The 25,828-nt window shown below is 44.9% G+C and carries 18 protein-coding genes; 12 read left to right on the top strand and 6 right to left on the bottom strand.

Going from position 1 to position 25,828, the window contains the following annotated elements; translation table 11 throughout:
- Positions 1-74 precede the first annotated feature (74 nt).
- Complete coding sequence (locus NQ544_RS02615; RefSeq protein ID WP_040552643.1) at positions 75-2,405, bottom strand: penicillin-binding protein 1A; 2,331 nt, start codon at positions 2,403-2,405, stop codon at positions 75-77.
- A gap of 115 nt (positions 2,406-2,520) precedes the next feature.
- Between NQ544_RS02615 and pyrB the strand changes: the two genes are divergently transcribed.
- The 4 genes from pyrB (at position 2,521) to NQ544_RS02595 (ending at position 6,248) form a co-directional block, all read left to right on the top strand.
- The gene (gene pyrB, locus NQ544_RS02610) at positions 2,521-3,468 is read left to right on the top strand and encodes an aspartate carbamoyltransferase (protein ID WP_006846975.1); all 948 of its coding nucleotides are present in this window, start codon (positions 2,521-2,523) and stop codon (positions 3,466-3,468) included.
- Positions 3,469-3,500: 32 nt separating this feature from the next.
- Positions 3,501-3,965, top strand: coding sequence for an aspartate carbamoyltransferase regulatory subunit (gene pyrI / locus NQ544_RS02605; RefSeq protein ID WP_006846976.1), 465 nt, complete (start codon positions 3,501-3,503; stop codon positions 3,963-3,965).
- A gap of 132 nt (positions 3,966-4,097) precedes the next feature.
- Entirely contained in the window at positions 4,098-5,378 is a 1,281-nt protein-coding gene (gene glyA, locus NQ544_RS02600; protein WP_006846977.1) for a serine hydroxymethyltransferase, read from the top strand.
- Between the two features lie 90 nt (positions 5,379-5,468).
- Positions 5,469-6,248, top strand: a complete 780-nt coding sequence (locus NQ544_RS02595; protein ID WP_040552645.1) for a DUF5020 family protein — start codon at positions 5,469-5,471, stop codon at positions 6,246-6,248.
- 100 nt (positions 6,249-6,348) lie between these two features.
- Here the strand turns inward: NQ544_RS02595 and NQ544_RS02590 are convergent, their stop codons facing one another.
- Positions 6,349-7,215 carry a GIN domain-containing protein gene (locus NQ544_RS02590; protein ID WP_153134011.1) on the bottom strand — a complete coding sequence of 289 codons (867 nt, stop codon included), beginning with the start codon at positions 7,213-7,215 and terminating at the stop codon, positions 6,349-6,351.
- Positions 7,216-8,559: 1,344 nt separating this feature from the next.
- Here NQ544_RS02590 and NQ544_RS02585 point away from each other — a divergent pair.
- The 8 genes from NQ544_RS02585 to NQ544_RS02550 all read left to right on the top strand — a co-directional run bounded on the left by NQ544_RS02585 (position 8,560) and on the right by NQ544_RS02550 (position 21,279).
- The gene (locus NQ544_RS02585; protein ID WP_153134010.1) at positions 8,560-11,013 is read left to right on the top strand and encodes an NHL repeat-containing protein; all 2,454 of its coding nucleotides are present in this window, start codon (positions 8,560-8,562) and stop codon (positions 11,011-11,013) included.
- A 135-nt stretch (positions 11,014-11,148) separates the two neighbouring features.
- A complete protein-coding gene (locus NQ544_RS02580) occupies positions 11,149-13,821 on the top strand; it encodes an LVIVD repeat-containing protein (protein WP_006846982.1) in 2,673 nt (890 codons plus the stop codon).
- Positions 13,822-13,929: 108 nt separating this feature from the next.
- A complete protein-coding gene (locus NQ544_RS02575) occupies positions 13,930-15,342 on the top strand; it encodes a hypothetical protein (RefSeq protein WP_006846983.1) in 1,413 nt (470 codons plus the stop codon).
- Positions 15,343-15,360: 18 nt separating this feature from the next.
- Positions 15,361-16,542: an HlyD family secretion protein gene (locus NQ544_RS02570; RefSeq protein WP_006846984.1), complete on the top strand. Its 1,182-nt coding sequence runs from the start codon at positions 15,361-15,363 to the stop codon at positions 16,540-16,542.
- A gap of 3 nt (positions 16,543-16,545) precedes the next feature.
- A complete protein-coding gene (locus tag NQ544_RS02565; RefSeq protein WP_006846985.1) occupies positions 16,546-18,165 on the top strand; it encodes a TackOD1 domain-containing metal-binding protein in 1,620 nt (539 codons plus the stop codon).
- A 26-nt stretch (positions 18,166-18,191) separates the two neighbouring features.
- Positions 18,192-19,508, top strand: a complete 1,317-nt coding sequence (locus tag NQ544_RS02560; RefSeq protein ID WP_006846986.1) for a glycosyltransferase family 2 protein — start codon at positions 18,192-18,194, stop codon at positions 19,506-19,508.
- An 87-nt stretch (positions 19,509-19,595) separates the two neighbouring features.
- Positions 19,596-20,852, top strand: a complete 1,257-nt coding sequence (locus NQ544_RS02555) for a nucleotide sugar dehydrogenase (RefSeq protein WP_006846987.1) — start codon at positions 19,596-19,598, stop codon at positions 20,850-20,852.
- Between the two features lie 43 nt (positions 20,853-20,895).
- Positions 20,896-21,279 (top strand): response regulator, encoded by a 384-nt coding sequence (locus tag NQ544_RS02550; protein ID WP_006846988.1) that lies wholly within the window; start codon positions 20,896-20,898, stop codon positions 21,277-21,279.
- On the opposite strand, the gene pflA is transcribed toward NQ544_RS02550, so the two are convergent.
- The 4 genes from pflA to NQ544_RS02530 all read right to left on the bottom strand — a co-directional run bounded on the left by pflA (position 21,276) and on the right by NQ544_RS02530 (position 25,769).
- Positions 21,276-22,022 (bottom strand): pyruvate formate-lyase-activating protein, encoded by a 747-nt coding sequence (pflA, locus tag NQ544_RS02545; RefSeq protein ID WP_006846989.1) that lies wholly within the window; start codon positions 22,020-22,022, stop codon positions 21,276-21,278. The genes NQ544_RS02550 and pflA overlap by 4 nt on opposite strands.
- Before the next feature lie 68 nt (positions 22,023-22,090).
- Positions 22,091-22,306, bottom strand: coding sequence for a DUF6722 family protein (locus NQ544_RS02540; protein WP_006846990.1), 216 nt, complete (start codon positions 22,304-22,306; stop codon positions 22,091-22,093).
- A gap of 153 nt (positions 22,307-22,459) precedes the next feature.
- The gene (gene pflB, locus NQ544_RS02535; RefSeq protein WP_040552808.1) at positions 22,460-24,706 is read right to left on the bottom strand and encodes a formate C-acetyltransferase; all 2,247 of its coding nucleotides are present in this window, start codon (positions 24,704-24,706) and stop codon (positions 22,460-22,462) included.
- 373 nt (positions 24,707-25,079) lie between these two features.
- Entirely contained in the window at positions 25,080-25,769 is a 690-nt protein-coding gene (locus NQ544_RS02530; RefSeq protein WP_006846992.1) for a thiamine phosphate synthase, read from the bottom strand.
- Between the last annotated feature and the right edge of the window lie 59 nt (positions 25,770-25,828).

Below are 25,828 nucleotides of genomic sequence, written 5' to 3'. Positions count from 1 at the left end.
TATAAACAAATAACATTCGCCATTTTTGCACTATTTAAAATAAATACATGCAAAAATGGCGAATGCCTTGGTTCTTATTCGAAAACTTCGTCGATACTGCCACCTCCTACTTCCTCAAAGTCATCCTGTTCGGCTGCCTTGCGGGAACAAGGATTGTAGTCTTCCGGCAAATCGAACTTGATAGCAGGACTGATACCCAGCGACGGGTCGGCATAAACCTTCTTCATGAATATCGCCCAGATAGGCAAAGCCATGGTAGCACCCTGACCCATACTCATGGAATCGAAGTGGATATCACGCTCCTCACCACCTACCCAGCAGCCACTTACGAGTTGTGGAGTAAAGCCGATAAACCAACCATCGCTGTTGTTATTGGTAGTACCGGTCTTGGCGCCAATCTGTCCTTCCAGGTTATAACGGTAGCGCAGTCTTCCTGCCGTACCATTATCCACAACGCCCATCAGCATGGTGAGCATCTTCATGGCATTATCTGCACTGATCACCTCGTTCATACGTGGCTGGAAGGTAGCAATCGTATTACCTTCATTATCCTCGATACGGCTCACAAACATGGGAGCTGTACGGATGCCGTGGTTGGCAAATACGGTATAAGCGCTCACCATCTCGCTGACACTTACCTCACATGGTCCCAGACAGAGGCTCATGGATGCATGGATATCAGGACTGTTGATGCCGAAGTCGCGCAACATCTGTACGAACTGCTGCGGATTGAGCTTACTCATCAGATAAGCACTCACCCAGTTGCTACTCTGCGCCAATCCCCAACTCAGCGGAACCATCTGTCCGGCACGTGAATGGTTGGCATTGCGAGGTGTCCACGGACGACCTGCCACCATATAGGTCCGCTGACGGTTAGGCGCCAGATCGCAAGGCTGGAAGCCGTTAGACATCGCCAGACTGTAAAGGAATGGCTTGATGGTAGAACCCACCTGCCGGCGTCCCAGACTCACCATATCATACATGAAATGAGTATAATCCAATCCACCCACATACGCTTTCACAGCACCCGTCTTAGGATCCATGCTCATAAAACCGCTACGCAGAAAACTCTTGTAATAACGGATAGAATCAAGCGGACTCATCAGCGTATCAATATCACCATGATAGGTAAATACGGTCATCTCCTGCTTCTTGCGGAATGCCGCCTTGATTTCATCCTCAGAATATCCCGCAGCCTTCATCGTACGGTAACGCTCACTCTGGGTGATACTGCGGTTCAGTATACTCTTAATCTGTTTTGGTGTCAGCTTATCGCTGTATGGCGAGCTTGGTTTGCGGGCTATCTCTGCACTGAAACGAGGCTGCAGATAGCGGGCTACATGCTGATACATAGCCTCTTCCGCATACTGCTGTATACGGCTATCGATAGTTGTAAACACCTTCAGTCCATCACTGTATACATTATATGGCGAACCATCCTTCTTATAGTTCTTGTTGCACCATCCATAGAGCGGATCATTCTCCCACTGGGTAGAATCCACCACAAACTGGGCATGGTTCCAGGATGGATAATCACTACGCTCCGGACGCTTAGCCATCATATACTGGCGAAGGAACTCACGCAGATAAGTAGCCGAACCATCCTTATGGTCGGTACGGTGGAAATTGAGTGTCAGCGGCTCAGCAGCATACTGGCTATACTCGCTCCGGCTCAGATATCCCGCCTTCACCATCTGCGAAAGAACCACATTTCTGCGCTCCCTCGCTCTCTCCGGATAGCGAACCGGATTGAAGAGCGACGGATTCTTGCACAGTCCGATGAGCGTTGCCGACTCACAGAGGGTCAGATTCTTCGGTTCCTTATTAAAATAGGTATTAGCCGCCGTCTTGATTCCTACAGCATTGTGCAGGAAATCGAAGTAATTGAGATAGAGAGCCAGAATCTCCTCTTTGGTATAATAGCGTTCCAGCTTCACCGCAATCACCCACTCTATCGGCTTCTGCAACAATCGTTCCATCGTACTGCCTGCCTTCTCAGAATAAAGCTGCTTGGCGAGCTGCTGCGTGATGGTACTTCCACCACCCGCATTAGTCTGTCCCAGGATACCACGCTTGACGATGGCACGTCCCAGTGCACGGAAGTCGATACCCGAATGCTCATAGAATCGCTCATCCTCGGTAGCCACCAGTGCCTTTATTAAATAAGGTGACATTTTCTTGTAAGGAATCACGATACGGTTCTCCTTATTCAGGTTCCACGTACCAAGCACCTTGCCATCGGCAGAGTAAACCTGGGTGGCAAATCTGTTGATAGGATTCTGCAGATCCTCGATGTCGGGCATGTAGCCAATCATTCCAAACCAGATGGCAACAAAGGCAAGAATTACCGTAAGTATTCCGGTGCCGAAAACAGCCCATAAAATATGTATAAATCGCTTTCTCATCACTATTTCTTTAAATATTTGTGCAAAATTACATAAAAGTTTTGACTTATCGCACATAAATCAGATTTTTTATGTAACTTTGGGGGCGATTTTAGAACATTCAATCATATTTCAAATGGAAAAACATAATTTTGTGACCATTGCAGACCTTTCCAAGGAGAAAATCATGTACCTCCTGGAAATGGCGCAAGAGTTCGAAAAGCACCCGAACAGGGAGTTGTTGAAGGGAAAGGTCGTAGCGACCCTTTTCTTCGAGCCATCTACTCGTACCCAACTCAGTTTCCAAACCGCTGCCAACCGTCTTGGTGCCCGTGTCATTGGTTTCTCTGATGCCAAGACATCCAGTACCACCAAGGGCGAGACCCTCAAGGATACCATCCTGATGGTAAGCAACTATGCCGATGTAATCGCCATGCGCCATTTCATCGAGGGAGCAGCCCAGTATGCCAGCGAGGTAGCACCAGTGCCTATTGTAAATGCAGGCGACGGCGCTCACATGCATCCTTCACAGTGCCTGCTCGACCTCTACTCTATCTACAAGACCCAGGGTACCCTGGAGAACTTGAACATCTATCTTGTGGGTGACCTCAAATATGGCCGCACCGTTCACTCACTTATCACAGCTATGCGCCACTTCAATCCTACCTTCCATTTCATCGCACCTAAGGAACTCGCCATGCCAGAAGAGTATAAACTCTACTGCAAGGAGCACAACATCAAATATGTTGAGCACGAGGACTTTAACGAAGATGTGATTGCAGGTGCCGACATTCTCTACATGACCCGTGTACAGAAGGAGCGTTTCAGCGACCTGATGGAGTATGAACGCGTAAAGAACGTGTATATCCTGAAGCGCGACATGCTCTGCAAGGCGAAGGAAAACATGAAGATCATGCACCCGCTTCCACGCGTGAACGAGATTGCTTACGATGTAGATGATGATCCACATGCATACTATATCCAGCAGGCTCAGAACGGCCTCTATGCACGTGAGGCTATCTTCTGCCACTGCCTCGGCATCTCGCTCGATGATGTGAAGAACGATAAGACCATTATTGAGTAGTTTATAGTTAATAGTTTATAGTTAATAGACAGATGGGAAACAATAAAAGTCAATTAGTGGTTGCGGCTATCGAGAACGGTACCGTAATCGACCATATACCAGCCGAAAAGACCTATCAGGTAGTAAATCTGCTCCAGTTGGAGAAGATGGAGACTCCTGTTACTATCGGCTACAACCTGCCAAGCAAGAAGATTGGCAAGAAGGGCATCATCAAGGTTGCCAACAAGTATTTTACCGATGAGGAAATCAACCGACTCTCTGTCGTTGCGCCTAACATCGGACTGAGTATCATCAAAGACTACGAAATCGTAGAGAAGAAGACCGTCAAGACTCCTGATACGCTGAAGGGCATCGTAAAGTGCAACAACCCTAAGTGCATCACCAACAACGAGCCTATGCAGACCCTCTTCCATACCGTAGATAAAGTGCTCGGTATCGTACGTTGCCACTACTGCGACAAAGAGCAGCAATTGGACAAAGTAGAGCTCTGCAAGTAATAAAAACAGGTAGTTTATAACAAAAAGTAAGCAATATCACTCAAAATGTTACGATTTATTTGGTAGTTTGAGAGATATTGCTTATTTTTGCACCCGATTTCATTAAACATCAACCATAAAAAGTAAAGGGAAATGGTAAAAGATCAAGAGATTTTCGACTTAATCGAAAGAGAACATCAGCGCCAGCTGAAGGGTATGGAGCTTATCGCTTCTGAGAATTTCGTGAGTGACGAGGTGATGAACGCTATGGGTTCTTACCTTACTAACAAGTATGCCGAGGGTCTGCCAGGCAAGCGTTATTATGGCGGATGCCAGGTAGTTGACATCGTAGAGAACCTCGCCATCGAGCGTGTAAAGAAGGTGTTCGGTGCTGAGTATGCCAACGTACAGCCTCACTCTGGTGCGCAGGCTAACGCTGCTGTTCTGCTTGCCGTATTGAAGCCAGGTGATACCTTCATGGGCTTGAACCTCGACCACGGCGGCCACCTCTCTCATGGTAGCCACGTCAATACATCCGGTATTCTCTACAACCCTATCGGTTACAACCTGAACAAGGAGACAGGTCGTGTAGACTACGACGAGATGGAGAAGCTGGCTCTTGAGCACAAACCAAAACTGATTATCGGTGGTGGTAGCGCTTATAGCCGCGAGTGGGATTATGCCCGCATGCGCAAGATTGCCGATGAGGTAGGCGCTCTCCTCATGATCGATATGGCTCACCCTGCAGGTCTGATTGCAGCCGGTCTGCTCGACAACCCATTGAAGTATGCGCACATCGTTACTTCTACTACTCACAAGACCCTCCGTGGTCCTCGTGGCGGTATCATTCTGATGGGCAAAGATTTTGACAACCCATGGGGTTTGACAACCAAGAAGGGCGAGGTTAAGAAGATGAGCATGCTCTTGAATTCTGCTGTATTCCCAGGTCAGCAGGGTGGACCGCTGGAGCACGTCATCGCTGCCAAGGCGGTAGCCTTCAATGAGAATCTGCAGCCTTCATGGAAGGAGTATGCAGCTCAGGTAAAGAAGAATGCTGCCGTACTCGCAGATGACCTCATCGGTCGCGGATTCGGTATCGTGAGCGGTGGTACAGACAACCATTCTATGCTCGTAGACCTCCGAAGTAAATATCCAGATCTTACAGGTAAAGTCGCTGAGAATGCGCTGGTTGCAGCCGACATCACAGTCAACAAGAACATGGTTCCATTCGACAGCCGTTCTGCCTTCCAGACATCAGGTATCCGTCTGGGTACAGCTGCCATGACCACACGTGGCGCCAAGGAAGATATGATGCACCTCATTGCCGAACTCATCGAGGAGGTTCTGAATGCTCCTGAGGACGAGAAGGTCATTGCCCGCGTTCGCGAAAAGGTGAATGCTACGATGAAGAATTACCCTCTCTTTGCATACTAATCGTTACGGATAAATATAATTACAAACTGCGGGCCTTCCGTCCGCAGTTTTTTGTTTCATTTAATAAATAATAAAGAAAAGAAAAAATTTATGAAAAAGATGAAAAGCCTACTGCTCATGGCACTTGCGTTGCTCCCTGCGAGCAAAACTTTAGCACAGACCAACGCCCAAGTTTTCTACGACTTCGGCAGTGACCGCAAGTTTGTTACCCTCACACTCGAAATGTTCAAGCAGGACAAATGGGGTAACACCTATTTCTTTGTAGACCACGACTTCAATTACGACAAAATGGACACCAACAGTCCAAACGTGGCACAGGGTGGAACTTATACTGAGATTTCACGTGCATTGAACTTCTGGCAGAACAGCCCAATGAAGAACTGGAGCCTCCACGTAGAGTATAATGGTGGTATTACCAAGAACTACCCTATCAACAATGCCTGGCTCTTCGGTGTAGAGTATTTCATGCACGACAAGAGTTTCAAGAACACCTTGACACTCCAGGCACTCTACAAGACTATCCGCAAGACCGACCAGAACGTGCCAATGCAGTTTACTGCTGTTTGGGGATGCAAAGACATCTTTGGATTAAAGGGATTGAACTTTAGCGGTTTCGCAGATTTCTGGTGGGAGGACCACAGTTCTTTCAAGGATAAGGATGGCAACCTGAAGCTCGACAAGGATGGCAACATCGATTACAAAGCTGAGCACACCGTTTTCACTACTGAGCCACAGCTCTGGTACAACGTAGGTCAGCACTTCGGCTGCGAGAACCTGAGCGTAGGTAGCGAGGTAGAAATCAGCCACAACTTCGGCAGCAATGCCGGCTGGATGGTTCGTCCTTGCCTCGGTGTAAAGTGGGACTTCTAATTACGAATTTCTTAGCTGCGGAAAATTTTCAAAAATTCATTTTAAAAATTTTCCGCACTAATTCTTAACCACTTTATTTTCTGTTTTTCAATAACTTACGTTACTTTTTTACTATCAAACCGCCATCAGAAATTCCTCCGATTCCGCCTTTTTTCTTATTGTACTGACGGGTTACACCGCTCAAGTTAACCCCTCCAACACCTTCAGAAGTAGCGTTTACACTCTGGCAGTCAACCTTGGCTTTCACACTGCCCACGCCTTCATTCTTGACAATCAGACTGCCGCCCTTAAACATTCCCAGACTAACAGAGCCTACGCCCTCATTATCCAGTTTCACACTTCCCATCTCAACCTTAGAGATTACCACTGAGCCTACGCCTTCGTTATCAATGTTCATATCATCTCCAGCCACATCATCGATATTTACCGAGCCAACACCCTCGTTGGTTACCTCCAGTTTGTTGGCAAGAATCTTCCCAATCTTGACAGAGCCTACACCCTCGTTATCGATTTTCAGGCGGTCGCTATTGATGCTCTTGGCATAGAATGAACCCACGCCTTCCTGTGCAATCTTCACCAGGTCAGGACTGGTGATATAAATCTTGAGCCTATACTTTTCAGAGTTACAAACGGCAGGCACTTTGAGTTTTCCGTTGAGTCCGATCTTCACCTCGCCGTCACGATAAACCACCTTGAGTTTCTCCTTAAGCTTCTGTACGAACTCAGCATCCTTGATGGCAGAGTAATCCAATCGAACGCTGCATTCATCGCCATTGTTCTGGGTATAATAAACGCTGGCAATCACATTCACGTCGATCGCCTTGAAAGGCTTCTCGGTCAAATCATCCTGCGTAAAGTTGAGACTTCCCTTCATTTCACTGGAAGAAGATCCCATACTGCAAGAACTCAAGCCCATTGGGGCAAAGAATAAAGCGGCAGCCACCGCCCAAATACCAAATTTCTTCATACTCATATCTAATTTTATGTTTCTAAATACGTGATATACCGAATACCTTTCTGTTTCGGAAATCTGATGGTTAGACGTAAGAAGACACAGAAAGGTTGCAGGGAAAGCCCAAAAAGTTTGCAAAAGAGCCTCAATTGCCTTGCTTATTATGCAAGTTTTATAAAAAAACAGGATTTTCTTGCACGTTTCAGAAAATAATCGTATATTTGCGCCATATTTTAAAATATTAGAATTATGATTTCAGAAAAAGAACCACCCTTCACCTCGTCACCACAACACATATTCATCATCGTATTCCCAACATTTGTTTTCCTGGTTTACTGAACGACCATAGGGAGTGATAACTTCTTTAACTTCCCTTTAACTTCTTTAACCACTTAAACTTCTTTAACTCTTTTAACTTCTGAACTTGCCTTAAACTTGAATCACCTAATATGCGAAACTTCAAGTTTTCCGCGTTAATATTTGTTTAAAAATCAGTCTTTTTTCGGTATCGTTAACTTCTTTTATCTGATAATTGTTTAACACAACATAAGACAGGATACCCTACCCCACTCGCTTTTCAAAGATTTCAGCGGTAAGAAAAAAGAAAAAATGGGACCCTAAAAAAATGGCACCTCTTTCGGAACCCAAAATAAACACTTAAAATATGTAAAAACGGGCCAAACTCTTAAAATATGTTTATAAAAAGCAGAAAACACCCTTCACCACCCTTCACCCGTAACTATTTGACACACAAAATGTTAAATAAAAAGGTGAAGGGTGAAGGTTTGAAAACTCTTTTTTATATATACGCGCGGCAAGGAAAAAAATCCGTTTTTTCATTTTTCTGACTTTCTGGATTTTCCAAAAATCCTAAAAAAAGAATATAATATAAGATTTAAAATATACCCTTCACCCTTCACCTCGTCACCACAACACATATCCATCATCGTATTCCCAACATTTGTTTTCCTGGTTTATTCTTCGGAGATATTCTGCTATCTATCGGAGTAATTTTCGTATTCTTCGGAGATATTCTGCTATCTTTCGGAGTAATTTTCGGGTTAATGAGTTCAGAAATGTTATCGTTTGACAAGCGGAAGAGCCAATTCGTTATCGCCCACAAGAAGCCAACCTAATGAGTATCAGAACAAAAAGTAACGAATTAAGTTTATTTAACCCTATAAAACAACTATTTATGAAATAATTTCATTAAATTTGCAGCGTCAAACAGCTCCACTTGTAAATGTACGTAAGATGATGATAGTCAAACTACCCCAAAAAACAACGAGCTGGAGGACAAAAATACAAGTAAATTGGTATTAATAAGAAACTGAAAGTACAATTTAAACTTAAATAGATATGAAAGTATTCAATTCTAAACTTGCTGCTATCGGTTTGGCAGCATTCGTATTCGCATCATGTAGCGACAGTAACAGTGATGGTCCTAGCACCAACCCTGATATCCTCGACGCTACAACAATTGGTCTTACACAGTCAGACGCAGCTTCACTTGCTGCAAGTGTAACGAACTACAAGGTTTCTGCCAACGCAGGAGCTCGTCGTTTCTCTCGCGCTGCTGATGAAACATTGTTTAATGGTTTGACCTCTATGCCTGAGATTCCAACAATTCCTGGAAGAGGTGTAAATGAAATTACTGGCGCAACAAACCTCGAAGAAGGTCAGAAATATTACTATAAGGGTGATGGCACTCTCGATTTGAGAGGACAGAGCATCAAGGGCGCTACTCTTTGGGTAAGAGGTAAAGCCACTGTCATTTACGACAAGACAGAAGGTAACAACAAGATTTACGTTCAGCCAGGTGCTCACTTGGTATTTAAAGGCACTGGTGCTGCCGTTGCAGCTGGTGATAAAATTATCATCGCTAAGGCTGGCGACTTCAAGTCTGACAATGACATCACAATAGATGGTACTTTGTACTGCACTACACATATTGGTGAACTTAATGCAGAAAAGACAGAGCCTGCCCAGAATGTAACCGTCAATGGAAACGTATTCTTGTATGGTTACGTTGCAACAAAGGACGGCGAGCCTGTCAAGGAAAATGGCAAGGAGGTATGGAACTATGCTTCTATCCGCGCTAAAAAGTTGACTATCGGTGCCAACGCTAAAGTTAACGTTGCCGACAAGATCTACAGAACAAACGACGTAGAATTGAATGGTGCCTTGCACGTTGGACGTACAATGGAAGTTAGCAACTTGACTATCAACAATGGTGGCCAACTGAGTTCTGATGCTTCCATCAAAGTTAAGCAGGCTCTCACTATGAACGCAGGTTCTAAGATTACAACTTCTTACCTCAATGTAACATCAGACACTTACAACAACAAGGGTCAGGAGCATGTTGCAGATGGAAACTCTGTTGCAACTTTGAATGGCAACTGCCAGATTATCCTGAGCAACCTTGGTGTCATCAACTTGAATACCTTGAAGACTGACAACACAGCTGGTCAGATTGTACTCAACAGCAATGATGCTTCTGGCTACTCTGTTGTAAAGGCAGACAAATTCATCTACACAGGTAGCGATGACAATGTGAAGTGCTTCACTACTCCACAAGACAACTCAGCAACATTCTTGCTTCAGCTCAAGAAGTGCTACAAAGGTTCTGAAAGTACTGAGGTTAACTACAATGACTTAGCTTTCGACGCTTCTTATCTTGACTACGACGTAGCTACAGACGGCGCTGCACTGGTGCCACAAGATAATCATACATGGAAGTTGAAGGATGATGTTGCAGCTAAGATTCAGAAGAATCCTAAGCTCGACTTGATTGCATCACTTGGTACACCTGATGGTCAGTCTGCAACTAGCATCATTCCTGCCAACAGCAACTTGTACATCTCTTATCACACATACGGAAGTACCTTCGGTGGAAACATTGAGGTTGCTAAGATGAGTGGTTCTACTTTGTCTTTGCTCCAGAATGTATCAACAAATGGTGAGGACAACAAGACAGACTTCAACCATCTTAATGTTATTGATGGTAAGCTCTTCTTGGCAGGTAGTAACAATGCAGGTGCAGTTGTAGCATACGCAAACTTGAGCAATGGCACAATTGATACTAATTCTGGCTTGACAACACTTCCTACATGGAGAAATGCACAGAGCAAAGATGATGCCGCAGATCATGGAGATGCAAACTGCGTAGTGAAATGGGGCAACAACATCTATGTAGCTACAACAAGAGGCTATGAGATTTACGATCCATCACAAAATTATCTCCACACCAACGTAACTATGCCAGGAAAGGCTAAGTTCATGGCTACAAGCACCGAAGGTCTTATCGGTTTGAACTATGGTACAGATGTTAAGGCTGGTGATGCTGCCGTTAATGGTCAGATGGTTTGCTTCACAAGCGCAGACTTGCAGAGCAGAGGTAGAAACTTCGACCTCGGAAACATTGCACCAAACAATGGCAAGAACATGGTTGCAGTAGGTCCTGACGGAAAGATTTATGCTTGCCAGAGTGCAAAGGGTCTTTCTTGCTGGAATGCTAATGGCACAAAGGCTTGGACTAACAACTATGTTACTCCTATCAACACTAAGGGCAACAAGAGCGTAGATAATCGTCTTGGTTACATCAATGGTGTTGCTGTTGATGCCAACTACGTTTATGTAGCAGCAGGTGCTTATGGACTTGTTGTACTTGATAAGGATGGTAATGTGGTAGCTCATCGTGCTGTAGGCGAGAAGCACTCTGCAAACTATGTAGCAGTAGATGGCACAAATATCTATGTAGCTTATGGTACAGGTCGTGTACAGGTATTTAAACTGACAAATACAGCAAAATAACGCAATACAATTTCTGTTCTCCCCCACTCTCACTATTTTAGAGTGAGGGAGAACTAATCGTATTAAAGCTAACTTAGCTTAATAATAAAGATATTCGTATAAAGATGAAGAATTACGTTTAAAACGAAGACTAACATGAAAGCAATAAATGTCAAACTAGCTACATTTACTTTCGCTGCAGTGCTTCTAGCATCTTGTAGCGATTCTACAGATGGACTTTCTGGAGGTGATGCTTCTAAGACTGTGGTAGGCAAGGAAGTTACTTCCATCACAGATGCACAGAAATTGGCTTCACGTGTAATCAACTTCAACACAGCCCCTTTCTCTGCAACAACGAAAGCAAGAACTAGATCTGCATATACGGGCACAGCTCCACAGGTTACAACACTTTCTATGCCTAAGGCTCCAGTTGCCACGGGTACAGAATTGAATGTAAACAAAATAGACGGACAATCAGGAAATTACATTGTCAAGAGCAATGTCACATTGGAACTGGCAAATGTAAAAAACACAAATATTTTCATAGAAAATGGTGGTGAACTGACTATCACTAACCATTGGGGTATTGGAGACAACGTAAACATCTACGTACTCAATGGTGGTAAATTCCACTACCAGTCAGGCAACGTAGATTATAACATTTGCATTTACAAAGGCGCAACCTTCGATTCAACAAGAAACCTCTATATAAGTTCTAGCAAGGGCATTTATATCGAAGGCGATTGGACTACAACAGCAGACGTAGACAATAGAGGCAACTTCTACATTGGTGGTGATTACAATGGTTCCAAATTCTATCCTGGTGCTGGAACTTCATATTTTGCAAAAGACCTTACATTAAAGAATGACGTCAATGCTGATGCTCCTTTGTATGTAGGTGGCAACTTGAAAGCACAAAACTTGTACTTTGGTTCTCAGGTTTACATTGTTGGAGATGTAAACATCTCCAACAACGTATATAACACAGACACAGAATCAGCCAATGTCTACATCGGAGGAGACTTGAAATGTGGAGACTTCAAGCACAACCAAGGTAGTACAACTAACGTACAAGGTGAGAATGGGCTTGACTTGAGCAAGAAAGACATTACCATCAATGGTACTGTCAACTTTGCTGGTTCTTTCAAAGCAAATACTCTTAAGTTGCAGGGCACGACAAACTTCTATGCTTGCGGTGTAGAAACCAAAGGCGAGTTCAGAATCGATAGCAACGCAGCCAACTTGCATACAGGTTATTTGAAGGCAGCAAGCATCTATCAGTGTGCATCAAGCCACATTTATTTAAATTCTAACGGATACATTGACTGTTCAGGAACCTATCAGAATGATAATAACCTTGTAGGCTCTGTTGATTTGGTAGGAAGTGGTTCTAAAGCTTTGTTCAAAGCGAATAAAGTTAAGTATAATGGAAACAATGATTTTCCCTTAGGAGAAGCCTATAACAATGCTCATTTCTCAACCTGCTACCTGTTTAACGCAGAGACTGAAGGAAGCACATTGTATCTTGACGTTACAGAATTTGAGAACAATGGTATTGTCTTGACAGACATGAACGTTGTTCCAAAGGGCGGCAGAAACGCTTACTGGTCTGAAATATCTAGCGACTACAAGATTACTGATACTCAGTGTGGTAAGACCATAACACCGACCACACCAGACAAGCCAACAACCCCAGAGAAACCAGGCAAGGAACTGACCCCTGTCAGCGATATCGTCTACGACCATACGCACAACATCTCAGCAACATGCATTCAGCCATACAATGGCAAGATGTATATGAGTTATCATACTCGCGGTAAAGGACACGGAGCTTGTGTAGAAGTATTCCAGACAGCCAACGATGCGACAACCATGTTGCAGTACTTGCAGGACAAGAAGGGAGTGCTTGACTTCAACCACTTGATGATTGATACCAAGCCTTCTACTCCTCAGCTCTACTTAGTGGGTAGTTCAAACGACAGTGGTGCAATGCTTGCTAGCATCGACATCAACAGCAATGGTCTTCTCAATACCGAAGTGAGAGAAATCGATGAGAACACTACTATCAACCCATTGAATGTAGTTCCATTGATTAAGAACGTACAGAAAGGTTCTGCCGAGGCTAAGAACGACGAGAACTGTATCGTACGTGACGGCAACAAGCTTCTCATAATGAGTACAAGAGGTTATGAGGTTTACAACGCTGATGACTTGACATTACTTGGAAGCAAGGAATTGCCTGGCAAGGCTAAGCATATCGCAATGAACGGTAATAAGATTGCAACATTGTACTATGAGTCACGTCCAGGAGATTCTCTCGCTACCGTAAAGGGACGCATAGAAGAGTTTGACACAGGTTCAGACATCTTGACTGCTACTCCTAGCAAGACTATCGAAGTTGGCGACATCGCTCCTAACAATGGCAAGAACACCATCGCTATCGACGGCAACTACATTTATGTATGTCGCAGCGAAAAGGGTCTCTCTTGCTTCGACCGCTCTTCTGGCAAGGAAGTATGGAACTGGTCAGCACCACTGACAGCCATCACCAAGGTACCTCAGGGCTATGCCAATGGTGTTACCTTCGATAGCAACTATATCTACTTGGCATGCGGTGGCTATGGTCTCGTAGTTCTCGACAAGAACAAGAAGACAGCAGAAGGCAAGCCTGAGGTTGTAGCCAAGAAGCGTTGCTCAACCAAGAACTCAGCTAACTATGTAACTCTCGACAATGGTTACATCTATGTAGCTTACGGACAGAGCCGCTTGCAGGTATTCAAGTTGATAGACAAGGTTGTAAACAATGGCAACACGAGCTACAACAAATAAAAAGTGAAAGATTAGTAAAATACATACTAATACAAAACTACGAACACTATAGAATGCAGCTGCATTAGCCTGCAGCTGCGTTCTTCGTGTTTAAACATACAAAACCTTATGAAGCGTATAACACTCTCAAAAACAGCAACTATCCTATCCACAGCCCTACTCCTAGCGGCAGGACAAGACATGATGGCGCAAACTCAATCAAGCAAAAGAAAGAGCTTTAGCCCTAAGATGCTCGTATATGAGAATCTGAAGAACGAAAACGTATTGAGACACTTCAACCAACGCTTCGCACAACTCGACACTCTCATCAAAAACCCAATCTGGGTGAAAGCACCAGTCATCGCACTGGGACTCAATAAACAGCATCACGCTGATATCAACAAGACCGACTCTCTGTTCTGGTCGAAAACTGCACATGAGCACCTAGCGCTCAACAGACACAACGGTCTGGAAGTGACCGGACAGGTTTATGCCCGACCTGACTCGTACTTCGATTCTGATGAAGACGACGCAAAAGAGGTATCAAAATATAAGATGAAGGTTCAAGCCGAACTGGGTTGGAACATTATCAACTCGAAGTTCTACCAAGGCAAGGAGAAAAGAACTAAAATTGCTCTTGCCAATGAACTCGACCGCTTGCAAATAAAAAAGCGCCAAACTGCAGACATCTATGAAAAGGCAGCCGATGAGCTGACCGAACAATATAACTTCTATATCGGTACTGTCATAGCACACAGACTGGACAACCTCGACATCATGAACGAAGCGTACCAGTTTATGCTGGAAAAAGACCGAATCAGCAACGACAAGATGCTGAAAGTGATGAACGAAAAGCTGGAGGCTGAATACGACATCTCCGTGCTCTGCACAGACCGAGATATCAGCAACAAGCCTATCTACCGCATCAAACCAACCAAGATTGTGGTAGACACCACAGCCCTCTGGAACCATCTGAACCAGGAAAGTCTGGATGCACGCATCATGATGGTGAAAGAACAGATTGCTGACAACGACAGCAAGCTGACCAACTATTTAAGCACTACCCGACTCACACCATTTGCAAGATGGTCGAGCTACTGGCAGAGCAACAACAAAATATCGAACAATGCCGACGTGGGCGTAAGATTCACCATTCCTATCTGGAACGAAACGCCACGCAAACGACAGGCACTGGAGACCCAGAAGGAAATCATACGCAGCAGCCGCGGTACCGACGTGAAGGAAATAAAACAGTCGGTAGGCATCCTGCTCAAGAAGATAGACAACCTGAACAAGGCTATAGCCACCGAGGCTTTCCATATAGACCAGACCGGTAAATATATCGAAATGCGGCGGTTTGCCTACCAGAACCAGAAACAGGGATACAACTATCTGATGCGTATGGACGAATATACGGGACTTCTGGAAAGTATGGAGCGTATGTACAAACTGATGCAGAACCGAGCCCTCGCTATCATCAATATCGAGAAAGCCGTGAGCATCTATGACAACAACAACATCTTCAAAGAAATAGAACTTTGAATGTAAGGAAACCAGAATATGAATGAATTCCAATATAATGGCACGCCACAAGAACAGGCGATGGCAGACTTGCTGAAGTCGCAGAGTCACCGCCTTGCCAGACAGCAGATCGTCTTTGCCCTGATCTTCCTGCTGGTTATCGTGCTTGCCGCCTACTATATTGTCACTCGTATGATATGGGCAACCTTCGACGGTTATATAACCCTCGATGAAAACCATATCAGTGCCGTTGACGACATCTATATCCTTAAGGTGAACAAAGAAATAGGTGAAGTGGTGCATAAGGGAGATACGCTCTACTCTTATGTACTGCTAGGTAATATTGTGAACCAATACGACCCGAACATCCTGCCTTCTGCCGTAAAGGAGACTCACGACATGGAGGTACAGGCTAAACTCGCACAGCAGGAGATTCCGGTGCTGCGTACCCGACTTGCCGAACTGAGAAAACAGAAAGCATCTGAAAGTTCAGACATCTACTATGGTCTTACCGACAACACCAAGCGAAATGCACTGGATGCCGAGATTGCCGAGGTAGAAGAAGAACTGAGAAAGCAGGCTAAGAAGGTGGAAATCTACGCACAGGCTAAGAACACCACCTATAACTTCATGAGCCGCAGAGGAGCCGGCACGACAAATGCTGCCATGCCTTACTCCAACACCAGCATCTACAACCCAGGACTGATACACTACTGCTGTGCACCAGCCGATGCCTTCATCTCAAAAATCAATGTGAGCGACAAAACCCTGGTGTTCAAAAGCGAGGAGGTGATGGTTATCCAGCATACTGACTATGCAGACTGCCATCTGGGCGTAATCGCATACGTACCCAACGACATGGTGAAGTATATGGAAAGCCCTGACGATGCAGACATCATCATCAACAAAGACCTGGAACTGCAGGCTAAGTTGCAGATGGTAGGTCTGAGAGTAGAGGAAATACCAAAGCATCTGCAGAGTAACTTCTCGCATGATGCCAACGCAGTGGTTGCCGTATTCACCCTGAACCCGAACCAGAGAGTTCCGGCATGGGTAATGAGCAACAGACTGCCGGTAAGAATAAGAGTGAACAAGATTGGTGCCATGCTCGACCCGAAGCCACTACCGATGTACACCGTCCCAGTGGGCAAGAACGAAAACGTGAAGCGAAGCAACATGATTTCGAGCGACACCAATAATCATCAAGAACAAAAGAAATAAAGAATGATTGGACTTAGAAGAAACAAACGTGGAGATATGGTGCTCACCATCGATAGCTATATAGATATCGACTCGACACCGGACATCCAGCCCGACTACTTCGATTGTATTTACATCAATACGAAGAGTGAGCGTGCGTTCCATGCTATACTGTTTGGAGCCAGTCCAATCTTATCATGGAAATGTAGCTACAAACCGATATTCGTCAATACGGCGGTATCGGGAAAGGAACAGATCATCGACAATATCATCGATGCCTATGTGAGCGACATGAACAATGAGAAGGTATACGAGATTATAGACAAAATCAAGCAGGCAAGACAGAAGTATGGCGTGAAAAACGAAACTGCACGCCCTACACAACCCAACCAGCTCTTTGCCAACATTCTGAGATACCTGCTCTCAAGAGACCAGCGAATCATAGGACACAGACTGCTGGAGAAATCGTCTTTGGGATATATCAACCCAATCTTCGAGCACTATCACAGTATGGGTCTCTTCCATCTCAACGAGATGTTCATGTTCATCGACATTATGGTGGAGTTCGGAGCACTGCGCATTCACCGCTTCCTGCTCAAGGAGCACCTATGCCCTAAGTGCAACCACTCTCACCTGCTCTATACAGAGTGCTGTCCGAAGTGCGGAAGTTCGAACCTGAAGATTCAGAACATCATCCACCACTTCAGCTGCGCCAACGTATCGCCAGAGAGCAGCTACAATGTGGGCGGTATGCTCATCTGTCCGAAGTGTCACAAGAAACTGCGCCACATCGGTGTTGACTATGACAGACCAGCCGTGGTATATACCTGCAACGACTGCGAGAACTCGTTTACCGCGCCTATCACCAAGTCAACCTGCTGCTACTGCCAGAGCACCTATCCGGTAAATGCCCTGGTGCCACGAGACGTTGAGGACTACGAGATAACGGAAGAAGGAATCAGAACACTGACCAGCGGCAACATCATGTTCAACAACATGGCGAACATCTATGATAATTTCATGGAATATTACCTGCTGATAAACCGACTGCGACGCCAGCTGATGGAAACCTACCGCAAGGATGAACTCTCGGTCATGGTAGGCAAGATATGGATTATAGATGAAAACAAGGATACCGTAAAGATAAAGGAAAGCATACAGGGCAAACTCTGTATAATCTTCTCCAATCACAAGGTGTCTTACAACAACAATATCTTCTACGTAACCTCTACCCTCTATGAGCAGGGAGAAACGGTGGAAGAGGCTCAGCAGAAACTGAGCAAGGAGATGTCGATAGCCATCAGAAAGCTGGCCAACTCGATAGAACCGGACGAGATTATCTGCAGCATGCTGGAAACCAAGACGAAGACCATCGCCAACAACTATGAAGAGTTCTTCAACAAACTGCAATATGTGGATATGACTCCCGACGACTACTGCCGCTACTCAGAGGTACCTCTGATGAAGGAAGAAGAGAAAGAGGTGCAGCCGCAGGAAGAGCTGCTTGATATGGAACCGAAGGAAGATGAAAACGACAAGATACAGAAACGCATCGTACTCTACAAGAAACTCGTTGCCATCCTTGTCACCATCGCAGGTATACTCATAATCATGGCTCTCTTGGCGCTCACCGTGCTGAGATAAGCCATCAAGAAGAAAGGGAAAAGCGTATGTTTAGCATAGCAGAACAACTGAACGATTTCTTCGACTGGATCAGCACGCTATCGTTTAGCAGTATCGTGAATACCTACTGGTTCCTCTTCTTCATCGAGATGCCAAGATATTATATCCTGGAATATCTCGTAATCGGAAACCGACTGATGAAGAGAAACCAGTTAGATAAAGAGAAAGAATATGCCAAGTACTTCCTGTACCGCGAGAATCCGCTTATCAGCATCCTCGTACCGGGAAAGAACGAAGGCAAACATATATTCAAAATGGTGAACTCGCTGGCTGAGCAAACCTACCGCAACTACGAAATCATCGTGGTAGACGATGGTAGCGACGACGACACCAAACTGATTTGCAACGACCTCTACCGAGCCGGGTATATCACCCACTACCTGAGGTTGGATACAAGAGGCGGTAAAGCTGCCGCCAGCAACTATGGAGCCCAGATGGCAAGAGGCAAATACATCGTATGTCTGGATGCCGACTCTTCGCTCGACCGTGATGCACTGGAGAAGATTCTACTCCCCTTCTACATCGACGGAATGGTAAAGGGCGTAGGAGGATGTGTGAAAGTGCGCAACTACAAGGAGACCATCTGCTCATCGCTGCAGGCTTTCGAATACCTGAAGCGAATACAGGTGGGACGTATCGTAACCAGCGAACTGGGTATCTACCACATCATCTCGGGAGCATTCGGAGCCTTCGAAAGAAAGACACTGAAGGAAGTGGGATATTGGGACATAGGACCGGGACTGGACGGTGACCTGACACAGAAGATCCGCAAAGCCGGATATAAAGTGAAATTTGCCGAAGATGCCATCTGTATGACCAATGTTCCTACCAAATGGTACAAGCTGTATCATCAGCGCATCAGATGGTCGCGCTCGCTCGTGAGATTCCGTCTACGCAAGCATGCCGACATTCTGTTGCCTACAAAGAACTGGAGTATCCTTAACTGGTTATCCAATATGGAGAGTGTAGTTTTCGACTGCTTCCTCAATTTCCTGTGGTTGTGGTATATCATCAAGCTCGCCATCACGTTTAACACGCACATCATCGAGGTGCTGGCTCTGGGCTACTTTATCAGAGTATGCTTCTCGCAGCTTGCCTTCATCCTGGTGCTGATGGTTTCAGAAAGAAAGAAAGACGTGTGGTTCCTTTACAGATATCTGCCACTGATGTCACCTTATACAGGTTATTTCCTGCGTATCGCCCGTCTGTCGGCTCATCTGCAAGAGCTTTTCTTCCGCCGTTCATACAAGGACGCCTGGAACCCTGAGAAGACTTCACGCTATGCTCAGCTCGAAGGAATCTAAAAGATCCGAGTTACTTGCTGTAACGTACATACAGCAGGGAGCTCCCAATAAAAGAAATAACATTATAAAACATAAACAATATAGTATATGATAAACAAGTCTTTTGAGTTTAAGATTGGAGTAATAGGATTGGGGTATGTAGGTACTCCACTAGCATGCTTATTCTCAAAGAAATACGATACATGGGGTTATGACATCAAAGCTGAGAAGGTAGCCAAGTTAGCCAAAAGCACGATGAAAGACAACAGACCTGTATCCAAAGCTTTGGAACAGGGACTGAAACTGACCAGTAATATTGATGACCTGAAGAAGTGTAACGTGTATATCATCGCTGTACCGACACCGGTGAACAAATCGAACAAACCAGACATCAGCTGCGTGCGCAATGCGACTGCTGAGGTTGGCAAGATTCTGAAAGAAGGTGATATCGTAGTCTACGAGAGTACCGTTTACCCAGGTCTGACAGAAGAGGTCTGTGCCCCATTACTGGCATCTACATCAGGATTGAAGTTGAACCAGAGTTTCTTTGTAGGCTTCTCGCCAGAGCGCATCAACCCGGGCGATACTGTTCATACCATAGAGAACATCGTGAAGGTTACCAGCGGTTCTACACCCGAAGCAGCAGCTATCATCGACAGCCTCTATGCTTCAGTACTTACCCATGGCACCTACAGGGCGAAGAGTATCAAAATAGCAGAGGCATGTAAACTGATGGAGAACTGCCAGAGAGACGTGCAGATAGCCTTCTTCAATGAGATGGAAAAGATTTTCGACAAGATGAACATCAACATCGAAGACGTAACGGCGGCAGCTAGCACAAAATGGAACTTCGTGCCAGCTACTCCAGGACTCGTTGGCGGCCACTGCATCGCAGTAGACCCATACTACCTGATTAACAAGGCACAGGAGGTTGACGTGGTACCATCGCTGCTCTCTACAGCCCGCGAGGTTAACGAGCAGATGGCGGTATGGATGGCAGGAAAGATAAAGAATGCATCTGAAAGCAGAAAATTCAAGGTTCCGGAGACTAACGTGCTGATTCTCGGCTTCTCGTTCAAGCCAGACAGCGATGATATCAGAAACACAAAAGTAGCCGATCTCTATATCAACCTGGTAGGAGCAGGTTACAAAACCACACTCTACGATCCATTGGTAGATGTAAAGGAAGTAAAAGAAGAATATAACATCAAGGTGACAGATGATCCTAAAGTTCTGGAAAAAAAGTATCAGATTGTGGTAATCGGTACTCATCACAAGATGTTCGACAGTATTAATATGAACAATCTAATCACTGATAAAGGATTCATATGCGACATCTACGGCATTCACAAGCCAAGAAACTAGATCTTCAAGATCGGAAAGAACCTATATAATAAACCAGTGAAAAATGGAAAAGAACAAAGTGCTAATCGTCGATGATATTTCAGAAAATATTGAAACTATCTCTGAAATGATAAAGGACTTTGACATCGACGTGAAAACTGCCAATGGCGGAAAAGAAGCCATTGAACTGATTGACTCATTCAAGCCGGACGTGATACTGCTCGACTTGATGATGCCACATGTAAATGGGTGGGACGTAATAGACCATGTACGCTCTAAATACTCGAAAAGTGAAATGGTCATCATCGTGGTTTCCCTGTTAAGCAACAAGGATAATGTGGATGAATGCTACGAGCTTGGAGTAAACGACTACATTACAAAGCCTATCATCAAAGCCCGTCTCACCAGTTCGCTAGACGCTCATCTAAGTAATCTTGCAAGAGGCTAAAGTGCCTCTTGCAAGATGGCTTCTGCATGAGCTATGCGATCACTAGTAGGAGGATCTATGCCTTCCAGCGGGTAGGCAATACCTAGTTTCTCATACTTGTAGATACCCATCGTATGATAAGGTAAGACATCTATACGCTCAATATTAGAGAGTGTAGAGAGGAAATCGCGCAACTGATAGAGGTATACATCCTTGTCGGTAATACCTGGAATCAGGACGTGACGAATCCATACTGGTTTGTGTATCTCGCTTAAATAACGTGCACAATCCAGTATGTTTACATTAGAATGGCGGGTGAGTTTACGATGCTCTTCATCGTTGATATGCTTGATATCAAGAAGAACAGTATCAGTAACGGTCATCAGACGCTCGAATTTATCGAAGAAAGCACCCTCTTTTCGGAAGGGTTGCGCTGATGTATCAAGACAAGTATTGATGCCACGCTGATGGGCTTTCTCGAAAAGTTCGATGAGAAAGTCTATCTGCATCAGGGCTTCTCCACCACTTACAGTAATACCGCCTTTGTCACCCCAATAACTCTTGAATCGCTCTGCCTTATCCAGCAGGTCATCGGCACTCCATTCCTCTCCCACTCCCGTCTTCCAGGAATCCGGGTTATGGCAGAACTGGCAGCGCATCGGACACCCCTGCAGGAAAATCAAAAATCGGATGCCTGGTCCATCTACAGAACCAAAGCTCTCTATGCTGTGAACAAAACCCTTATGCATTCTTTCGAAGATCATATATTCCCCACAATGCAAAAAGACTCATAAATAAGGCTATAACACCTAAAAAAAGAAATACACCCATATTATTTTATCGTTTTAGAAATGATTAAAAACAAGAAGCCCAAAAAGGTAAAGAATAAGACTATAAGAACTCCTAACATATAAAGAGTTACTTTATCAATATCTTCCTTCATGATGCTCGCCAGAAGAACACCACCAATAACTAACTTAGCAATGTCCAAACAGAACTTACTCGCTTCAGCAAATAAAGTCCTTTTCCCATCTTTTGATAAATTCATACTGCAAAATTAGTAAAATAATCAATATCTTACTCTATTTTACAGTTAAATAAGCTAAAATGCCCGCTAAATATCCTCGGAAAGAAAATCTAGCGGGCAATCTATATGTTACAAAGAGACAAGAGAATTCTTCACTCTTCATTCTTCACTTCCTTAGAGTCTCTCGTGAGCCTGACGAGCGATTACGTCGAGCTGCTGCTCACGTGTCAAGTCGATGAACTTAACAGCGTAACCACTTACACGGATGGTGAAGTTCTGGTACTCTTCCTTCTCTGGGTGCTCCATAGCATCCTTGAGCTTGTCGATACCGAATACGTTCACGTTCAAGTGGTGAGAACCCTGGTTGAAGTAACCGTCCAATACACCTACCAATGTCTGGGCACGCTCCTCATCGTTATGTCCCAGAGCACCCGGACTGATGGTCTGAGTATTAGAGATACCATCGAGGGCATACTCGTATGGCAACTTAGCTACTGAGTTCAATGAAGCCAAAAGACCGTTCTTCTCTGCACCGTAAGATGGGTTAGCACCTGGAGCCAAAGGAGCACCGGCTGGACGACCATCAGGCATGTTGCTGGTGTACTTACCGTATACTACATTTGATGTGATAGTCAGGATAGATGTAGTAGGCTCTGAATTGCGGTATGTATGATGCTTCTTGATCATGTTCATGAAGGTCTTGAGCAACCATACTGCAATCTCATCAGCACGCTCATCATCGTTACCGTAACGTGGGAAGTCGCCCTCGGTCTTGAAGCTGAGAGGGAAACCAGTCTCATCACGGATGATGTTAACCTTGGCATACTTGATAGCTGAGATAGAGTCAACCACGTGGCTGAAACCAGCGATACCAGTAGCGAAAGTACGACGAACATCTGTATCGATGAGCGCCAACTCTGCTGCCTCGTAGAAGTACTTATCGTGCATGTAGTGGATGAGGTTCAATGTCTTCACATAAACGCCAGCCAACCAGTCCATCATATCCATGAAACGTGGCATGAACTCCTCGTATGTCAATACATCACCCTCAACGGCGCGATACTTAGGACCGCACTGCTCGCGTGTCTTTGAATCAACACCGCCAGATACAGCGTAGGTCAAGCACTTAGCCAAGTTGGCACGTGCACCGAAGAACTGCATCTCCTTACCTGTCTGTGTAGCAGATACACAGCAGCAGATGCTATAGTCGTCACCCCAAACTGGGCGCATTACGTCATCGTTCTCATACTGGATAGAGCTTGTCTTTACAGAGATGAGAGAAGCGTAGTGCTTGAATGCCTTTGGTAAGCGAGAGCTATAGAGTACAGTCAAGTTTGGCTCTGGTGAAGGACCCATGTTCTCCAATGTGTGGAGGAAACGGAAGTCGTTCTTGGTAACCATTGAGCGGCCATCCTGACCCATACCAGCTACTTCGAGAGTAGCCCAAACTGGGTCGCCTGTGAAGAGCTCATTGTAAGAAGGGATACGGGCGAACTTAACCATACGGAACTTCATGACCAAGTGGTCGATGAGTTCCTGAGCCTCATCCTCGGTAAGAGTACCCTCGTTCAAGTCGCGCTGGATATAGATGTCGAGGAATGTAGAGATACGACCTACAGACATCGCAGCACCATTCTGAGTCTTTACAGCTCCGAGGTAACCGAAGTACAACCACTGAACAGCCTCACGAGCGTTCTTAGCAGGCTGAGAGATGTCGTAACCATACAACTGAGCCATCTCCTTCAAGCCCTTGAGCGCCTTAATCTGCATAGCAACCTCTTCACGGAGACGGATAACGTCGTCGATCATCTCACGGTCGCCCATGTTAGCGAGGTCGTTCTTCTTCTCCTCGATGAGGAAGTCGATACCATAGAGAGCCACACGACGGTAGTCACCTACGATACGTCCACGACCGTATGTATCAGGAAGACCAGTAAGAATGTGGTTATGACGCACGAGTTTCATCTCTGGAGTATAAGCATCGAATACGCCATCATTATGAGTTTTGCAATACTTGTGGAAGATTTCGTGGAGCTTCTCAGATGGCTGATAGCCATATGTTGTACAAGCCTGCTCCGCCATCTTGATACCACCGTAAGGCATGAAGGCACGCTTCAGAGGTTTATCAGTCTGCAGACCTACCACTTTCTCCAAATCCTTTGTACCTTCACCGATATAAGCAGCACCATAAGCTGTCAATCCTGAAACGATTTCTGTTTCCATATCAAGCACACCACCCTTGGCGCGCTCCTCCTTCTGGAGTTCCTTCAACATACCCCAAAGGGTGTTAGTTGCTTGAGTTGGTTCTGCAAGGAACGACTCATCGCCGTCATAACAAGTGTAGTTGTTCTGAATGAAATCACGAAGATTCACTTCACTCTGCCACATGTTTCCTTTGAAACCTCTCCATTCTGTTTTCATCATTTTAATACTTTTTTATAAAGTTAATAATTATATATTTTGCACACACTATCTATTTTGAGTTGGTTTTACACCTATTATATATAGTAAAATAAAAAAGCCCGAACACGTTTGTGCCCGGGTTTTTAAGCACCTTTATCTGAAGGTGCGTATATCATGATGTTCTCGTTCTTTCCGACAGCATCTGTTTTTCCTATATTTCCTAAGTTAATTCCCACTATTAATTTCATGTCTTTTAAATTCTATTATTTGTAATAGCCTTGCAACAGTTTTGCAATGCGGGTGCAAAGTTACAACAATAAAATGAGAAAAGAGAAGAAAACCGAAACTTTCTTCTCTTTTCTATGAAAAATCATCATTTATGAGTATCATTCTACTGATTCTCAAAAAAATGATTGAGATTTTCGATGAATAATCCGAAACACTTGTCATGAATCTGACGTGTCATGGTAACAGGGTTCTCCGCATTCAGGATGGTACCGCTCATTGCCACACCGATGCCCAATTCTGCAAGCGGATCTATATCGTCTGGAGTCAAACCTCCGATGGCTACCATAGGCAGAGAGATTTTATTCTCCCTCATCTGCTCAATAATCTGGCGATAACCTTCTATACCCAATACCGGAGAGAGTTTCTCCTTGGTAGTAGTATAGCGGAACGGACCGCAACCGATATAGTCAGCCCCCTGTTCATGCAAACGACGAATATCATCAAATGTATTGGCTGTTCCCCCGATAATGAATTCATCACCCAGGAACTTACGGGCCTCATCAACCGGCATATCATTCTTTCCCAGATGTACACCATCTATCTGTAACTTCTTCACCAGTTCTACACGGTCGTCGAGGATAAAGGTTGCACCGGCACCCTCACAAGCCAACTTCAACTTACGGGCTATAGGCTCAACCTCTTCATCGGTAGCCCCCTTCATGCGAAGCTGAACCCAATCACATCCTCCGATAAGTGCCAGATAGGCTCCTTCGAGATAAGAGAAGCGCTCGTTCTGATGCGTGATAAACTGAAAGCTCGTCTGAAAATGAGCTAATGCTAAAGACTTGTTCATACGTACTATAAAATATAAATTCGCTTGCAAAGGTACTACATTCACACGACAAAATCCTA

It is taken from the genome of Segatella copri DSM 18205 (assembly GCF_025151535.1).
Taxonomy (GTDB): Bacteria; Bacteroidota; Bacteroidia; order Bacteroidales; family Bacteroidaceae; genus Prevotella; species Prevotella copri.
This window is presented reverse-complemented; position numbering and strand designations above follow the sequence as displayed.

Bases quoted from the DNA above. Each gene is read 5' to 3' on its own strand.
- NQ544_RS02615 (WP_040552643.1), bottom strand. From the start codon at position 2,405: ATGAGAAAGCGATTTATACATATTTTATGGGCTGTTTTCGGCACCGGA.
- pyrB (WP_006846975.1), top strand. From the start codon at position 2,521: ATGGAAAAACATAATTTTGTGACCATTGCAGACCTTTCCAAGGAGAAA.
- pyrI (WP_006846976.1), top strand. From the start codon at position 3,501: ATGGGAAACAATAAAAGTCAATTAGTGGTTGCGGCTATCGAGAACGGT.
- glyA (WP_006846977.1), top strand. From the start codon at position 4,098: ATGGTAAAAGATCAAGAGATTTTCGACTTAATCGAAAGAGAACATCAG.
- NQ544_RS02595 (WP_040552645.1), top strand. From the start codon at position 5,469: ATGAAAAAGATGAAAAGCCTACTGCTCATGGCACTTGCGTTGCTCCCT.
- NQ544_RS02590 (WP_153134011.1), bottom strand. From the start codon at position 7,215: ATGAAGAAATTTGGTATTTGGGCGGTGGCTGCCGCTTTATTCTTTGCC.
- NQ544_RS02585 (WP_153134010.1), top strand. From the start codon at position 8,560: ATGAAAGTATTCAATTCTAAACTTGCTGCTATCGGTTTGGCAGCATTC.
- NQ544_RS02580 (WP_006846982.1), top strand. From the start codon at position 11,149: ATGAAAGCAATAAATGTCAAACTAGCTACATTTACTTTCGCTGCAGTG.
- NQ544_RS02575 (WP_006846983.1), top strand. From the start codon at position 13,930: ATGAAGCGTATAACACTCTCAAAAACAGCAACTATCCTATCCACAGCC.
- NQ544_RS02570 (WP_006846984.1), top strand. From the start codon at position 15,361: ATGAATGAATTCCAATATAATGGCACGCCACAAGAACAGGCGATGGCA.
- NQ544_RS02565 (WP_006846985.1), top strand. From the start codon at position 16,546: ATGATTGGACTTAGAAGAAACAAACGTGGAGATATGGTGCTCACCATC.
- NQ544_RS02560 (WP_006846986.1), top strand. From the start codon at position 18,192: ATGTTTAGCATAGCAGAACAACTGAACGATTTCTTCGACTGGATCAGC.
- NQ544_RS02555 (WP_006846987.1), top strand. From the start codon at position 19,596: ATGATAAACAAGTCTTTTGAGTTTAAGATTGGAGTAATAGGATTGGGG.
- NQ544_RS02550 (WP_006846988.1), top strand. From the start codon at position 20,896: ATGGAAAAGAACAAAGTGCTAATCGTCGATGATATTTCAGAAAATATT.
- pflA (WP_006846989.1), bottom strand. From the start codon at position 22,022: ATGATCTTCGAAAGAATGCATAAGGGTTTTGTTCACAGCATAGAGAGC.
- NQ544_RS02540 (WP_006846990.1), bottom strand. From the start codon at position 22,306: ATGAATTTATCAAAAGATGGGAAAAGGACTTTATTTGCTGAAGCGAGT.
- pflB (WP_040552808.1), bottom strand. From the start codon at position 24,706: ATGAAAACAGAATGGAGAGGTTTCAAAGGAAACATGTGGCAGAGTGAA.
- NQ544_RS02530 (WP_006846992.1), bottom strand. From the start codon at position 25,769: ATGAACAAGTCTTTAGCATTAGCTCATTTTCAGACGAGCTTTCAGTTT.